Consider the following 14,433-nt stretch of genomic DNA (forward strand, 5'->3'; position numbering starts at 1 on the left):
ACCTTCGGTAGGCAGGCTTCAAACTGTGAATAATTTCAGCATTCTAATTTTAGCCTTCGACTCCGCTCAGGCTGACATTTTAGGTTGAAAATTTATTTCAAATTTTTATATCGAATCCGCTTCGGTTCCACGTCGCCCAGTCGCTTTTTCTTGTTCTCTTCGTAATCGGAGAAGTTGCCTTCAAACCACACCACCTGAGAATCTCCTTCGAATGCTAGAATATGCGTACAGATTCTATCAAGGAACCATCTGTCGTGGGAAATCACTACCGCACAACCACCGAAGTTCTCTAAAGCTTCTTCTAATGCTCTTAGCGTATTTACATCCAAGTCATTGGTTGGCTCATCCAAAAGAAGCAAGTTTCCACCTTCCTTCAGTGTCAAAGCTAAATGAACACGGTTTCGCTCTCCACCGGAAAGCACTCCTACTTTCTTTTCCTGATCTCCTCCACCGAAGTTGAATTTGGAAACATAAGCCCTGGAATTCACTTCTTTATTTCCGAGTTTCATCAGTTCGTTTCCTTCAGAAATCGTCTGGTAAACTGTCTTATTTGGATCTAGAATATCATGACCCTGATCCACGTATGCCAATTGCACCGTCTCCCCAACTTCAAAATTACCCGCATCTGGTTTCTCCTGACCAGTAATTAATTTGAACAAAGTGGATTTACCAGCACCATTGGGCCCGATCACTCCGACAATCCCGCCTTGAGGCAAGGCAAAAGTCAAGTTTTCAAAAAGCAGTTTATCTCCATAAGCTTTCGAAACTCCATTTACCTCAATCACTTTGGCACCTAAACGAGGCCCCGGTGGAATAAATAACTCCAACTTCGCTTCTTTCTCTTTGGACTCTTCTCCAACTAACTTATCATAAGAGTTAAGACGCGCCTTACCTTTTGCCTGCCGGGCTTTCGGAGACATTCTAATCCACTCCAACTCTCGTTCTAAAGTCTTCTGACGCTTGGATTCAGTTTTCTCTTCCTGCTTTAAACGGCTTTGTTTTTGATCCAACCAAGAAGAATAATTCCCTTTCCAAGGAATCCCTTCACCCCTATCCAATTCCAAAATCCATCCTGCTACATTATCCAAAAAGTATCTATCGTGCGTCACGGCGATTACTGTTCCTTTGTAATTCTGAAGGTGTTGTTCCAGCCAGTGGACCGACTCAGCATCAAGGTGGTTGGTGGGTTCATCCAGCAACAAAACATCCGGTTCCTGCAATAAAAGTCTACAAAGGGCTACTCTTCTTTTTTCACCACCAGACAGATTCGCCACGTTGGCATCACTGGGAGGAAGTCTAAGCGCATCCATGGCTTTATCCAGCATTACGTCCAGTTCCCAGGCATTGGCGGCATCAAGCTTCTCCTGAACCTCTCCCTGCTTTTCGATTAGATCATTCATCGCATCAGGATCTTCCATTAAGGCTGGGTCCATGAACTTTTCATTGATCTCCTCAAATTCCTTTAGCAATGCTACTGTCTCGGAAACTGCTTCTTCTACCACTTCTTTGACGGTTTTGGAAGGATCCAGTTGAGGTTCCTGCTCCAACATTCCCACAGAATATCCGGGAGACCAAACCACCTCACCAAGAAACTCTTTATCAATTCCGGCGATGATTCTTAGCAAGGAAGATTTACCTGAGCCATTGAGACCTAAGACTCCGATTTTGGCTCCATAAAAAAATGATAGATATATATCTTTTAGTACTTTTTTCTGCGGCGGATAGATTTTTGAGACTCCAGCCATTGAAAAGATTATTTTTTCTGCACTCATGTGGTAATTTTTACGTTACAATTTCACTTAATTGGTAAAGATGGCAAAAAAACCTCTTTCTTAGGATAAGTGCTTTTGAATTAATTAATTTGCCAAAAATTGAAAACGACCACCTAACCTACTGTAGAACAATGGAACATCCGTATGGATATATAAAGGATAACAAAGTTTATTTAAAGGGATTTTTAGGTCAAGATGACCGGGTGATTGGTGAAGTTAAGGAAGATGAAGCATCCACTTTAAATTATTTTGCAGCTCGTTTCGAGCAACTGAAAGAAAAGGTTGAGAAGTTAAAATCAGATATTCAGGAAAATCAAAACAAAGGATCTTTTCTAATGAAGTTAATTCACTTGAGGGATTCTTTGATGCAAGCTGACGCTTTGGGTGATTTCGTACCTCTAATTGAAGATTTAAATAAAGAGGAGGAATTCCTGAATGAAATTATCCAGGCCAACCGTTCCAAAAATTTAGAAGTAAAAAATGCTTTGATCCTTGAAGCTGAAGAGTTGAAAGATGATACAGATTGGAGAGAAACGACTGAGGCTTTTAAAGACTTGAAATTAAGATGGATCAAGACTGGCCCAGTTGAAAAGGAATTTGAGGAAGAAATTGAAACCAAATTCAATAATGCTGTTCAGCATTTCTTTGAAAACCGGAGACATTATTACGAAGGATTAGCACTTCAAGCGGAAGAAAACATTAAGGTTTACGAGGCTTTGGTTGTACAAGCCCGCGAAGCACATGACTTTCCTGATGCAAAAGTCGCTTTTGAAATCAGTAAAAAAATTCAAAAGGAATGGAAATCTTCTGGGAAAGTTCCTGCGGAAAAACGTCAACCACTTTGGGATGAATTTTCCAGATTGAATAACCGGATTTTCTCCAGATATAAGAGAACGTTAAATCCTGGGCCAAGCATGCATCCCAGGGAAATCATTCGTAAAGCGGAGCAATTGACTGAGGAAATCAAGAAACTTTCTGGTCAGCCAACCACTTATGAATTGATCAATCAGGCCAAAAAAATTCAGGAAGAATGGAAAAAACTTCCGATGAGGAAGCCAAAAGAGGTAAATCTTACGGCTAGATCCTATCAATTCTTCATGGACATCGTTTTTGAAAAAGCTTTTTTGGAAAAATTAGTTCATGGAAAATATTCCGACTTTGATGAAAAACCTGCTGATGAGCAAAAACATATTAAAATCGCTTTAATTAAAGATTTACTGCACAGGGATCAAACTGAGCTAGATACTGTTCAAAGCAATTCTGAAAATTTTCGCGTTCAAACTCAGGATTTTGAGATAATGATGAGAAAAAAACTCTCTGGACTGAAAAGAAAAGTTGATGTAAAAAATTATATTTTAAGACAACTTTCTTTTAATTAAGGAGTACTTGATTACATATCTGAAAAAAAAGATAATTTTGCAACCCTATTAATATCCGGAACACCTATTAATTAAATAAACACTATGTACTGGACACTTGAACTTGCCTCTTATTTAGAAGATGCTCCTTGGCCTGCAACTAAGGATGAATTAATTGATTACGGCATCAGATCTGGCGCACCACTAGAAGTGGTTGAGAATCTCCAGGAATTAGAAGATGATGGCGAACCTTATGAAACAATTGAGGAGATTTGGCCGGATTATCCGACCAAAGATGACTTCTTCTTCAACGAGGACGAATATTAAAAATGAAGCCCCAAGATTCGGGGCTTTATACTTTTCATAAACCTAACACCTGCCTGAGTCTGGAATATCCCGATTTACTTACTGGCACTTGTTCCCCATTTCTAAGTTTGACTAGAAAATTTTCTCGTTCATAGGGTTCGATCTGTGTTACTTCGTTTAAATTGACCAAGTAAGATCTGTGGACTCTTGCAAATTTAGAAGGATCTAAAGCCTCCTCAAGAGACTTCATTGTCATTTTCTTGAGGTATTTACCATCCTTGCAATGGATCGCTATGTAATCATCCTCCGCCTCAAAAAAAGTAACATCCTTGATGGGGATGATCTTTATTTCATTTTTCACCCGCACCACTAAACGATTAGTCTTTTCAGCTAGTTGATTTATTGCATTTTGATCTATGCTGGATGATTGATTTAAAAACCGCTCAATCGCCTGATTAAATCTTTCTTGAGAAAATGGTTTTAATAAATAATCAATTGCCATCGAATCGAACGCCTTCAAAGCAAATTGATCAAATGCGGTTGTGAATATTACAGCGGGCGGTTCATCCAATAGCTCCAGCATTTCAAAGCCGGTAATTTTAGGCATTTGAACATCCAGAAATATTAAATCCGGCTTATACTTCTGAATCGCTTTTATTCCCTGAAAACCATCATGGCAAATTTCCAAAAATTCAAATTGAGGAAATGCTTTTAAATACTCCTCAACAATGGATGCCGCTAAAGGCTCATCATCTATAATCAATGTTTGGATCATTTCAATTGTGGAATTTTAAGGGTTACTGTAAATCTTCCTTCCTTTGAGTTTGTATTTAACAAATCAGATCTTCCAAATAGTAATTCCAGCCTTCTATTTACTGAACTTAAGCCAAAACCAACTCCTTTTGATGGGGAACTTTCTGGGTCAAAAGGGTTCTCAATCTGGATAGTCAAATAATTTTGATCCTTAAAAGTGGATACAAGAATATCCACATCTCCGGTAAGCCCATATAAACCATGTTTAATCGCATTTTCCAGTAATGGCTGAATGAGCAACTGTGGAAGCTTCATATCCTTGGAAAGCTCCTCAGAATTGATCTGCACGTGCAGCCTATGACCAAATCTTACCCGCTCAATATCCAGATACATTTTTAAATAACTCAATTCCTCTGTCAAGCTTACCCAAACTTTATGATCCTTCCGAATTGTCCCTCTCAGAAAGTCTGAAAGTTGTAAAACCATTTCTCTTGCTTTCTGAGGCTGAGAAACTACCAAAGCACTGATAGAATTTAAGCTATTAAATAAAAAATGAGGTTGTAATTGTTGCCGGATAGAATTGAGTTCCACTTCCCTCGAAAGCTCATTTATGCTGGCCTCTCTTTTTTGTGTTTCTTCCTGTATTTCCAATTTTGATACGACCAAAGCTATCACAGAAATCAAAATTTCAGGAATTGCAAGAAATGCCCAACGCAAGAAAAAACTATTTTTCAGCATCTCCAGATATTGAGTTTCCTCTCCGAACAGCCATTTTAGAATAAAATTATGAGTGATGACTCCTACAAAACTTAAAAAAAGAGGAATGATGACGAGTAACCAGCTGTTGGATCCTTTTGGAATATAAAAGCCAAAAATTAATTCCAAAACGAAAATCCCACTCAGAAATATTCCTGTAAAAGCCAAAGCATCTGGCCAAGCTATTTCAAATTCCACCCCAAAGTCCTTAAGAATAAAGAAACATCCCAGAAACCACGCGATCGCAGTTCCTGAGATGATGTATTTTACATACTGGGGTTTCGAAAAAGCTTTAAAAATCAAGACCTCTTGAATTTAACAGTTTATGATTTATTCTTAATAGGATTTAATTTCCAAACCTCCAAAAAGAACAGTTCCCTTCAATATCAATACTTTATCTGGGTCGATGGCGGTTTCCCGATAAATCCTCTTATCATCGATTCCCGCAGCAATATTGCTAACTTCAGTTCGGATGTCCCAATGAGATGGTACAATAAGTTTCATTCCACCAAAAATCACATCTACTTGAATGGTGACAGATCCTTGAATATCCGCTTGAGTCAAATCTAGGTCGATTCCTCCAAAGGCTGCGGTTAATTTACCACCCTTCAGATTTTTACTCATTATTCTTTTATTCACCCCACTTAAAATGGCATCAATATTCAATGTGTCGGAAAATGATGAACCCGACATATTTCCGAGGTTAGATTTTGATCCAGATGCAAAGGAGCTATCTGAACTAGTAGGCTCACTCTTTACTTCTTCTGCATAGGTTCCGTCTGGGTTTTTCTTTTGATTTACCTGCCATTTAGCCTGAATATCACGAATAAGATCTTGTTCTTTTTTCTTTTTTGTGATCAAGTAAACACCCAAAACAATCAATGCTACAGGTAGAATATACCGATCCAAACCAAAATCCAGATCGAACTCATTCTTTAAAAGAAAATAGGAACCTAAAGCTAAGATGAAAGCACCAAACAAACTTTTAAACTCGTGCTTGATTAGAGTAAATACGCCTATGACAATTAAAATCATGGGCCAGGTAAGTACCCAAGCCGGTATGAAAATACCTACTTTTTTAAGAAGCAATAGGACTCCTATCGCTAAAATTATAAATCCGAAGACGATACCGCCGTCATTTCTAGGTGAAGAATATCTTTTCATGAGAGTATTTGTTTAAAATTGATGATCAAATGTAGATCATACAGCTCCTCTCTGAAATGACAATTAGGCCAACTCAATCAAAAAGTCGGTAAGCACCACAAAAAAGTCGGTGAAAGTGTAAGGCTTAATTCTTTTTCTTTTTGGAAAGAAGAAACTCACCATAATCCATATCCTCTGGAGTTGTTATTTTAATATTTTCCGGATTCCCCGCTATTAAAGAAACCTGCCAACCTTGGTGTTCATAAACGGTGGCATCATCTGTAAATTGTTGTATTTCTGTTACTTGAAATGCCTTTTTTATCCTTGCGAGTTGAAAAGTCTGAGGAGTCTGTACCAGCCTAAAATATTGTCGTTCCTGATACCTCGAGTTCCCATCATCTGAAAGTTTACGAATAGAATCTTTTAGTGCTACTACGGCAATTGCACTTCCCGATTTTTCTGCCTCAGAAAATGAATTTAATATTACATCCTTGCTTACAAAAGGCCTCACCCCGTCATGGATTGCTACCAATCCTTCCACCCAGGTTATTTTATCGAGGCCATTTCTTACCGATTGAAATCGAGAATTACCTCCAGGGACAAGATCATGAGGTATTTTAAATTGAAATTCGTCACAAAGCTCCTTCCAATAATTAAAATCAGAATCTGGAATTACCAAAATCAACTTCATCGAAGGATCTACAGTATAAAAAGTTGAAAGAGTATGCATCAAAATTGGTTTACCTCCAATAGGTAAATATTGTTTGGAAATAGAACTACCCATCCGTGTTCCCTTGCCTCCAGCAACAATAACCACTGCTTTATTCATTTTGAGAATTTTGCGATAAAAATATCCATTACATTCTTAGAAAATATATTCTGTAAATTATCAAACTGTAAAGGAATAAAAAAAGCTCCCAAAATCGGGAGCTTTAAACTTTAGAGGATTAACATGGCGTCTCCATAGGAGAAGAAGCGATATTTTTCCTTGATGGCTTCTTTATATGCCTTCATTACCAAATCATACCCTCCAAATGCCGATGTAGTCATCAATAAAGTTGACTCTGGTAAATGGAAATTCGTAATCAAAGCATTAGCAATCTTAAATTCGTAAGGAGGAATGATAAATTTATCAGTCCAGCCAGCACTCGCCTTCAATCTGCCATTCGCTGTAACAGATGATTCGACTGTTTTAAGGGAAGTAGTACCCACTGCAACAACACGCTTCTTTTCATCCAACGCCTTGTTTACCAGGTTCACTGTTCCTTCTGGAATACTGTAGTTTTCTGAGTCCATCTTGTGCTTAGTCAAATCTTCTACATCTACCTGACGGAATGTACCAAGCCCAACATGAAGCGTGATTGGAGTAACTTCAACCCCTTGGAGCTCTAATCTTTTTAACAAATGCGGAGTAAAGTGAAGCCCAGCAGTAGGAGCAGCTACGGCACCTACGTTTTTAGCAAAAACAGTTTGATATCTTTCTCTGTCTTCAGCTTCTACTTTTCTTTCGATAAACTCTTTCAACAATGGAGTTTCTCCCAAAGAGTCGATTGTTTTGTGAAACTCTTCTTCAGTTCCATCAAATAAGAATCTGATCGTTCTACCTCTTGATGTCGTATTATCAATTACTTCAGCAACAAGATCTGAATCGCCAAAATATAGCTTGTTACCAACTCTGATTTTTCGAGCAGGATCTACAAGAACATCCCAAAGTCTCAATTCAGGATTGAGTTCTCTAAGTAAAAAAACTTCAATTTCGGCACCCGTTTTCTCTTTGTTTCCGTAGAGTCTAGCAGGAAATACCTTTGTATCATTTGTGACAAAAACATCTCCTTCACCAAAATATTCAATGATATCTTTGAAAACTCTGTGTTCGATTTTCCCGGTATCTCGGTGCAATACCATGAGACGGGATTCATCGCGGTTTTCTGATGGATAAAGAGAAACTAGTTTTTTTGGAACGTCAAATTTGAAATCTGATAATTTCATAGGAAAGCTTTAGTAGTCTGAGCTTGATTTGTTTGATTTAGATTAACTCTAAAAAATGCAAAGATAATAACAATAATGCCCAATTTCAGCTATCTTAACAAATTGTTTTAACCAACTATAATAAAGTATGCTCTTTTTCCAATTGACTTGGGAGAGTTTTCGGTTTGCATTCTCTGCATTAAAAGCCAATATAACCAGAACTATCCTTTCACTCTTAGGAGTAACCATAGGGATTTTTGCCATTATCGCAGTATTTACTTTGGTAGATTCCCTAGAGAATAATATAAAATCTTCCTTTTCCTTTCTAGGTACAAATGTGATGCGAGTGGATCGTTTCCCATTTGCAAGTGGACCACAGGATTACCCTTGGTGGAAATATTTCAGAAGACCTCCCGGATCTTTATCTGAGTATAAATTTTTGGAAGAAAGATTAAAATCTGCTCAGGCAGTTACTATTTCAGCATCTGCAGGAACTACTGTACAAGCCGGAAGTAATGCCTATCAGGGTATGCAGTTGACAGGGATTGAATATTCCTATCAGGATGTATACGAGTTACCTTTAGAAGAAGGGAGGTATTTTCTAGAGTCAGAAATCAATGCTTCCAGAAACTTGGCTATTGTCGGAAGAAAAATCGCGAATACCCTCTATCCAAACCTCCCAATTCTTGGAAAAGAAATAAAGATAAAAGGACTTAAATTCACTGTAATTGGTGTTTTCGAAGAAGAAGGGGAAGGTCTTTTTGATGCACCCTCAAAAGATGAAGCCTGTATTATCCCTTATGGAGCATTTACTAAAATGTTTTATACTGGAAGAAATGGAGTGGAGCCAACGATCGCTGCGAAAGGAAAAGAGGAGGATATTGGTCTCGTATCTTTAGAAAACGAACTTACGGGGTTAATCAGGGCAAAAAGAGGACTCAAGCCCACACAAGAAGACAACTTCGCATTAAATAAAACCGAGTTTGTCCAAAATGCGATCGGGTCCATTTTTGACGTAATCTCAATCGCAGGGTGGGTTATCGGAGGTTTTTCTATTTTAGTTGGTGGATTCGGTATTGCAAATATTATGTTTGTTTCTGTAAGAGAAAGAACCAATATCATTGGAATTCAAAAATCTTTAGGCGCAAAAAATTACTTTATCCTCTTCCAATTCTTATTTGAAGCGGTATTTTTAAGCTTAATCGGTGGAATAACAGGGATTTTGATTGTATTCGGATTGAGTTTTATTCAGCTAGGAAGTTTAGAACTCATCTTATCTTTTAAAAATATTATTCTAGGGCTTGGAGTTTCTTCTATTATAGGAGTGGTTTCAGGAATTGTCCCAGCTACCTTAGCGGCAAGAATGGATCCAGTAGAAGCAATCAGAACTGCGTAAGAAAAGATCAAGAAAAAGCCCCCAAAAAGTTAAACACTGATTGGGGGCTTTTTTAATTAGCGCTCCTCACAAAGCGGTAAGTTTTTATATTATTCTTTTAGCTCCTTTTCAGAAACATCACCCAATCCTGCCGCCGCTTTTATTTTTATTTCAAGCTCTTCCATTAATTCAGGATTATCTAATAATAGATTTTTAACCGAGTCTCTTCCCTGACCCAATTTTTCTCCGTTATATGAAAACCAAGAACCAGCTTTCTTGATAATTTCAAATTCTACACCCAAGTCAATTATTTCTCCCACCTTAGAAATTCCTTGACCATACATGATGTCAAACTCTACTACTTTAAAAGGAGGTGCCACTTTATTTTTCACAACTTTGACACGGGTTCTGTTACCAAGAATATTATCCGCACTTTCTTTAATCTGGCCAATTCTTCTGATATCAAGCCTAACGGAAGCGTAAAATTTCAATGCATTACCACCGGTTGTTGTTTCTGGGTTTCCAAACATCACCCCAATTTTCTCTCTCAGTTGATTGATAAAAATGCAAGAACAACCCGTTTTATTGATTGCACCTGTGAGTTTACGAAGAGCCTGAGACATCAGTCTGGCTTGTAAACCCATTTTGGAGTCTCCCATATCCCCTTCCAATTCACTTTTTGGAACTAAGGCGGCTACGGAGTCAATCACGATAATATCAATCGCTCCTGAACGAATCAAATGCTCTGCAATTTCCAATGCTTGCTCTCCGTTATCAGGCTGGGATATTAACAAATTTTCAATATCGATCCCCAGCTTTTCGGCATAGGTTTTGTCGAATGCATGTTCAGCATCAATAAACGCAGCTAAACCTCCTGCCTTTTGGGCTTCGGCAATGCAATGCATGGTCAACGTGGTTTTACCAGAGGATTCTGGACCGTAAATTTCTATCACTCGGCCACGAGGAATTCCTCCCACACCAAGAGCCATATCAAGCCCAAGAGAACCAGTGGAAATTGCCGGAACATCCAGTACTTTGTTGTCGCTAAGCTTCATTACAGTACCTTTTCCATAGGTTTTCTCCAATTTATCGATCGTAAGTTGAAGAGCTTTAAGTTTTTCTGCGTTATTACTCATGAGTTTTCGTTTAAAAGAATCTTTAGTAGGTGAAATTAACTAATCAACATGCTATTACCAAAGGAGAATTAGCCATTGTTTTCGAAGGCCAAATTCGTAATTTTATTCACCAAACGACTCTTTTTTTCGTAATACCTTTTAAGAAATTTGATTTTCGTCAGGTATTGTCAATAAAATTTATGAGAAGACTTTCTGTACTTTTTTACGTTTTAGTGTTCCTGTGGAGTTCAAATGCCTTTTCACAACAAAATCCCATTAATGATGCATTCACATTTGGGGAGGAATTGAACTTCGAGGTGAGTTATGGTTGGCTAAATTTAGCTGACGCAAAACTGGAAATTAATCGAAGAAGTCACACTCAGAATAATCGCCCTCATTATAAAATTGATGTATTTGGAAAAACGAAAGGTGCCGCTACAATTTTTGGTAGAGTGAATGATAACTGGGGTACTTACTTGGATACAAGCACGATTCATCCCTCTGTTTTTTACCAGCATATTGAGGAAGGCAAGTATAGAAAACATGAGAAAGTTTCATTTGACCAGAATAATAATAAGGCGCTGGTTGAAGTTTTCGAAAAAGATAATCGCACCTTAAAAAGCGTGAAAGAATATGATTTGCCGGGACGGATACAGGATATTGTCAGTGGGTTTTATTATTTGAGGACTTTGGATCTCGATGAATTAAAGAAAGGTGAGACTGTTTTAATCAGGGGCTTCTTTGATAAAGAGATATATAACATAAAGTTAATATACGAAGGTACTGAACGGCTGGAAACTGAGATTGGAGAAAAAGAAACCTATATTTTCTCTCCACAAATCCCAAAGAACAAATTATTCCGTGGAGACTATCCAGTAAAAGTATGGGTTACTAAGGATCAGAATAAAATCCCTGTTAAAATTAAGGCTAACTTATTTTTAGGCTCCTTAAATTTTGATATTATCAATGCAAAGGGTTTGCGAAACAATTAATTAAGACAGGGATAACCTTCCCTTAACCTTAGCAAATAGAAGCAGAATAATTACTGGGATTTGTCAATCTTTTGACTCAAAACCTATTTTTTATTTGGTACGAGTCTTTAAATATTCCTTATTTTTAAACTCATTATTAATTAATGCTAGCATGGGCGATAAGCAAAAAATCAAAGTTCTCGTAGTTGACGATGAGCCAGACATCGTAGAGATCCTTAAATATAATCTACAAAAAGAAGGCTATGATGTAGCCACTGCAGAAGATGGTTTGAAAGCTGTAAAAGTTGCTTCCAAATTTTTACCTGATGTAATATTATTAGATATAATGATGCCTGGTCAAGATGGTGTAGAAACCTGCTTACAAATCAGGGAGATTCCGGAACTCAAAAATGCATTTATAATTTTTCTAACTGCCAGAATGGAAGAGTACTCCGAAGTAGCAGCCTTTGATGTGGGTGCGGACGATTACATTACCAAACCTATAAAACCAAGGGCTTTGATGAGTAGGATTGCCGCATTATTTAGAAGAGAATCCAAAAAAGAGCAGGAGCAAATTCAGATTAAAATCAAGGATCTTATCATTGACAGAGGCAGTTATACCATTGATAAGGCTGGAAAAACAATCACACTGCCAAAGAAGGAATTTGAATTATTGTATTTCCTCGCTAAAAACCCTAATATGGTTTTCAGTAGAGATGAACTTCTCCAAAATATCTGGGGAGCAGATGTATTTGTACTTGCCAGAACAGTGGATGTACACATCAGAAAAGTCAGAGAAAAAATTGGAGAAGACTATATTACTACTGTTAAAGGAGTAGGATACAAGTTCGATCTAGGCTAATATGCTTACAAATTCCCGTGGTATTGCATTTATTTTAGCATTAGCTATCAGCGTGATGGTGGCTGCTTTTTTATCATTACTAGAGTCCACAAACTCTACAATATTGCTGGTAGCCGGAGGTATTTCATTTTCTGTTACTTTTTTGCTTACTAATATCACGTTGGAATTTTTAGTCTTTAGAGAAATCGGGAATGTCTACACACTTTTAGAAAAAATACAAAAGAAGGACTTTTCCGAAATCAGCGATAAAACTTCAAAATCATCTATTTCTCCTCTCAGAAGGATCAATAAGGTGATAAATTCTTATGCTTTGACGAAGCAAAAAGAAATTGAAGCTCTTCAAAAAAATGCCGAATTCAGACGGGAATTTATTGCCGATATTTCTCATGAGTTAAAAACACCGATTTTTGCTACACAGGGTTATATCCTCACTTTATTGGATGGCGCTATTGATGATAAGCAAGTGAGAATGAAATTTCTGAAACGTGCAGCAAAGAGCCTAGACTCCCTGGATGTATTAGTTCAGGATCTTCTAACTTTAAACCAAATGGAAAGCGGGGTAATCAAATTCACTTTTACCCAGTTTGATTTAAAAGACTTGATTACCGAAGTCATTGATCAACTAGAGCACAAAGCTTCCAAAAGAGATGTTGAGATTGTTTTTGAATACGAGGAAGGAAAAAGCTATGTCACCTCCGCTGACCGACAAAAAATCTACCGTGTCTGTCAAAACCTGATTTTCAATGCTGTCAAATACAATAATAATAAAGGTGAGGTCAAAGTAGATCTGAAAACAAGCAAAAACAGTATTCAGGTAGACATTAAAGACGATGGCCAAGGAATTCCTCCAGAAGATTTAAAAAGAATTTTTGAGCGGTTTTACCGAGTAGAAAAGAGCCGAAACAAAAAAGAAGGCGGAACCGGATTGGGATTAGCGATCGTGAAGCATATTCTGGAAGGGCACAAAAGCAAGATATCTGTGAGTTCTACCGTTGGCAAAGGATCGATTTTTAGTTTCTCGTTGCCTTTGGTGAAAGTAAATTCTTTAACAGAAAAAGAAAAGGCAGCAACTAGCTAAACATTAATTGAATGTAGATTTTTTAGAGGATATTTTTTCACTACTTTTGCAGCCTCAATTGAAGAGGCAGGAGAATCCATGAAGAAAGTAGATTTTGAAAATCTTATTCTGTTTGAAAACGAGGATTACCTGGTAATCAATAAACCGCCGTATTTATCAAGCTTAGACGATAGACACGAAGCGCAGAACATCTTAGACTTAGCCAAGGCATACACCTCCGATTCACAACTGTGCCATAGATTGGATAAGGAAACTTCAGGATGTCTAGTGATTGCCAAGAATCCAGTGGCCTACAGGCATTTGGCCATGCAGTTTGAAAACAGAAAAGTAGACAAAGTCTATCATGCAGTGGTAGAGGGAATAAAGGAATTCAGCGATGAGCTGGTAGACCGAAACCTTATCGCTACAAAAAAAGGAATTGCCAAAGTCAGTAAAGAGGGAAAGTCAGCGCAGACATTTTTCAATACATTGAAAACATATTATGCGCATACTTTGGTGGAATGCATACCTGTCACTGGCAGACTGCATCAGATCAGAGTTCATTTGGCTTATCTTAAATCTCCTATTTGTGGGGATACTTTATATGGCGGTAGACCTTTGTTACTTTCTTCACTCAAACGCCGATTCAATCTAAAAAAGGACACAGAAGAGTTGCCCATCATGCAGCGGGTTTCTCTACATGCCTTTTCTATAGGATTTGAAGGATTAGACGGTAAAAAACTAAAAATTGAGGCTCCCTACCCGAAAGATTTTCAGGTGTTGGTCAATCAGTTAGAAAAAACTGCCCGATAATCATTTCTTAAAAATAAAAAGCATGAAAATCAAACTCCTGAGAGGGTTTTTGAGCTAAGACCATGAAAATTAGGACTTAGTATTGAAAATATTTTGGATCAAAAACAAAATACTTCTATCTTTGTGTCCCTTTTTGAGGGTGAAATAAATTTAACAAGCTAAAAATTAAACAGTTACACAGTGG

The 14,433-nt window shown here is 37.6% G+C and carries 14 protein-coding genes; 7 read left to right on the forward strand and 7 right to left on the reverse strand.

What is annotated here, in order from left to right:
• Nucleotides 1-92: 92 nt before the first annotated feature.
• Nucleotides 93-1,772 (reverse strand): energy-dependent translational throttle protein EttA, encoded by a 1,680-nt coding sequence (ettA, locus tag Q0L68_RS08620; protein WP_296701740.1) that lies wholly within the window; start codon nucleotides 1,770-1,772, stop codon nucleotides 93-95.
• Nucleotides 1,773-1,903: 131 nt separating this feature from the next.
• Here ettA and Q0L68_RS08625 point away from each other — a divergent pair, with 131 nt between their 5' ends.
• Both Q0L68_RS08625 and Q0L68_RS08630 read left to right on the forward strand, forming a co-directional pair.
• Entirely contained in the window at nucleotides 1,904-3,151 is a 1,248-nt protein-coding gene (locus tag Q0L68_RS08625; RefSeq protein ID WP_296701742.1) for a DUF349 domain-containing protein, read from the forward strand.
• Between the two features lie 84 nt (nucleotides 3,152-3,235).
• On the forward strand, nucleotides 3,236-3,457 hold the full coding sequence (locus Q0L68_RS08630) for a DUF2795 domain-containing protein (protein WP_008202749.1): 222 nt from the start codon (nucleotides 3,236-3,238) through the stop codon (nucleotides 3,455-3,457).
• A 34-nt stretch (nucleotides 3,458-3,491) separates the two neighbouring features.
• On the opposite strand, the gene Q0L68_RS08635 is transcribed toward Q0L68_RS08630, so the two are convergent.
• The 5 genes from Q0L68_RS08635 to queA all read right to left on the reverse strand — a co-directional run bounded on the left by Q0L68_RS08635 (nucleotide 3,492) and on the right by queA (nucleotide 8,077).
• The gene (locus Q0L68_RS08635; protein WP_296701746.1) at nucleotides 3,492-4,211 is read right to left on the reverse strand and encodes a LytTR family DNA-binding domain-containing protein; all 720 of its coding nucleotides are present in this window, start codon (nucleotides 4,209-4,211) and stop codon (nucleotides 3,492-3,494) included.
• A complete protein-coding gene (locus Q0L68_RS08640) occupies nucleotides 4,208-5,248 on the reverse strand; it encodes a histidine kinase (RefSeq protein ID WP_296701749.1) in 1,041 nt (346 codons plus the stop codon). The genes Q0L68_RS08635 and Q0L68_RS08640 overlap by 4 nt, the downstream gene beginning before the upstream one ends.
• A gap of 33 nt (nucleotides 5,249-5,281) precedes the next feature.
• The gene (locus Q0L68_RS08645; RefSeq protein ID WP_296701752.1) at nucleotides 5,282-6,109 is read right to left on the reverse strand and encodes a DUF5668 domain-containing protein; all 828 of its coding nucleotides are present in this window, start codon (nucleotides 6,107-6,109) and stop codon (nucleotides 5,282-5,284) included.
• Nucleotides 6,110-6,233: 124 nt separating this feature from the next.
• Nucleotides 6,234-6,917 carry a 2-C-methyl-D-erythritol 4-phosphate cytidylyltransferase gene (locus Q0L68_RS08650; RefSeq protein ID WP_296701754.1) on the reverse strand — a complete coding sequence of 228 codons (684 nt, stop codon included), beginning with the start codon at nucleotides 6,915-6,917 and terminating at the stop codon, nucleotides 6,234-6,236.
• A 110-nt stretch (nucleotides 6,918-7,027) separates the two neighbouring features.
• Nucleotides 7,028-8,077, reverse strand: coding sequence for a tRNA preQ1(34) S-adenosylmethionine ribosyltransferase-isomerase QueA (gene queA / locus Q0L68_RS08655; RefSeq protein WP_296701756.1), 1,050 nt, complete (start codon nucleotides 8,075-8,077; stop codon nucleotides 7,028-7,030).
• Nucleotides 8,078-8,204: 127 nt separating this feature from the next.
• On the opposite strand from queA, the gene Q0L68_RS08660 reads away from it, so the two are divergent.
• The gene (locus Q0L68_RS08660; RefSeq protein ID WP_296701759.1) at nucleotides 8,205-9,452 is read left to right on the forward strand and encodes an ABC transporter permease; all 1,248 of its coding nucleotides are present in this window, start codon (nucleotides 8,205-8,207) and stop codon (nucleotides 9,450-9,452) included.
• Between the two features lie 89 nt (nucleotides 9,453-9,541).
• On the opposite strand, the gene recA is transcribed toward Q0L68_RS08660, so the two are convergent.
• Nucleotides 9,542-10,567, reverse strand: a complete 1,026-nt coding sequence (gene recA, locus Q0L68_RS08665) for a recombinase RecA (RefSeq protein WP_296701761.1) — start codon at nucleotides 10,565-10,567, stop codon at nucleotides 9,542-9,544.
• A 179-nt stretch (nucleotides 10,568-10,746) separates the two neighbouring features.
• On the opposite strand from recA, the gene Q0L68_RS08670 reads away from it, so the two are divergent.
• The 4 genes from Q0L68_RS08670 (at nucleotide 10,747) to Q0L68_RS08685 (ending at nucleotide 14,249) form a co-directional block, all read left to right on the forward strand.
• Nucleotides 10,747-11,538 carry a DUF3108 domain-containing protein gene (locus tag Q0L68_RS08670; protein WP_296701763.1) on the forward strand — a complete coding sequence of 264 codons (792 nt, stop codon included), beginning with the start codon at nucleotides 10,747-10,749 and terminating at the stop codon, nucleotides 11,536-11,538.
• Nucleotides 11,539-11,689: 151 nt separating this feature from the next.
• Complete coding sequence (locus Q0L68_RS08675) at nucleotides 11,690-12,379, forward strand: response regulator transcription factor (protein WP_296701765.1); 690 nt, start codon at nucleotides 11,690-11,692, stop codon at nucleotides 12,377-12,379.
• Nucleotide 12,380: 1 nt separating this feature from the next.
• Complete coding sequence (locus tag Q0L68_RS08680) at nucleotides 12,381-13,457, forward strand: ATP-binding protein (protein ID WP_296701766.1); 1,077 nt, start codon at nucleotides 12,381-12,383, stop codon at nucleotides 13,455-13,457.
• Nucleotides 13,458-13,535: 78 nt separating this feature from the next.
• On the forward strand, nucleotides 13,536-14,249 hold the full coding sequence (locus Q0L68_RS08685) for a pseudouridine synthase (protein WP_296701767.1): 714 nt from the start codon (nucleotides 13,536-13,538) through the stop codon (nucleotides 14,247-14,249).
• Nucleotides 14,250-14,433: the final 184 nt, after the last annotated feature.

Source organism: Algoriphagus sp., from assembly GCF_024642405.1.
In the GTDB taxonomy this organism is placed as follows: Bacteria; Bacteroidota; Bacteroidia; order Cytophagales; family Cyclobacteriaceae; genus Algoriphagus.

Bases quoted from the DNA above. Each gene is read 5' to 3' on its own strand.
- Q0L68_RS08660 (WP_296701759.1), top strand. From the start codon at position 8,205: ATGCTCTTTTTCCAATTGACTTGGGAGAGTTTTCGGTTTGCATTCTCT.
- Q0L68_RS08680 (WP_296701766.1), top strand. From the start codon at position 12,381: ATGCTTACAAATTCCCGTGGTATTGCATTTATTTTAGCATTAGCTATC.
- Q0L68_RS08685 (WP_296701767.1), top strand. From the start codon at position 13,536: ATGAAGAAAGTAGATTTTGAAAATCTTATTCTGTTTGAAAACGAGGAT.
- ettA (WP_296701740.1), bottom strand. From the start codon at position 1,772: ATGAGTGCAGAAAAAATAATCTTTTCAATGGCTGGAGTCTCAAAAATC.
- Q0L68_RS08670 (WP_296701763.1), top strand. From the start codon at position 10,747: ATGAGAAGACTTTCTGTACTTTTTTACGTTTTAGTGTTCCTGTGGAGT.
- Q0L68_RS08650 (WP_296701754.1), bottom strand. From the start codon at position 6,917: ATGAATAAAGCAGTGGTTATTGTTGCTGGAGGCAAGGGAACACGGATG.
- recA (WP_296701761.1), bottom strand. From the start codon at position 10,567: ATGAGTAATAACGCAGAAAAACTTAAAGCTCTTCAACTTACGATCGAT.
- queA (WP_296701756.1), bottom strand. From the start codon at position 8,077: ATGAAATTATCAGATTTCAAATTTGACGTTCCAAAAAAACTAGTTTCT.
- Q0L68_RS08645 (WP_296701752.1), bottom strand. From the start codon at position 6,109: ATGAAAAGATATTCTTCACCTAGAAATGACGGCGGTATCGTCTTCGGA.
- Q0L68_RS08630 (WP_008202749.1), top strand. From the start codon at position 3,236: ATGTACTGGACACTTGAACTTGCCTCTTATTTAGAAGATGCTCCTTGG.
- Q0L68_RS08675 (WP_296701765.1), top strand. From the start codon at position 11,690: ATGGGCGATAAGCAAAAAATCAAAGTTCTCGTAGTTGACGATGAGCCA.
- Q0L68_RS08625 (WP_296701742.1), top strand. From the start codon at position 1,904: ATGGAACATCCGTATGGATATATAAAGGATAACAAAGTTTATTTAAAG.
- Q0L68_RS08635 (WP_296701746.1), bottom strand. From the start codon at position 4,211: ATGATCCAAACATTGATTATAGATGATGAGCCTTTAGCGGCATCCATT.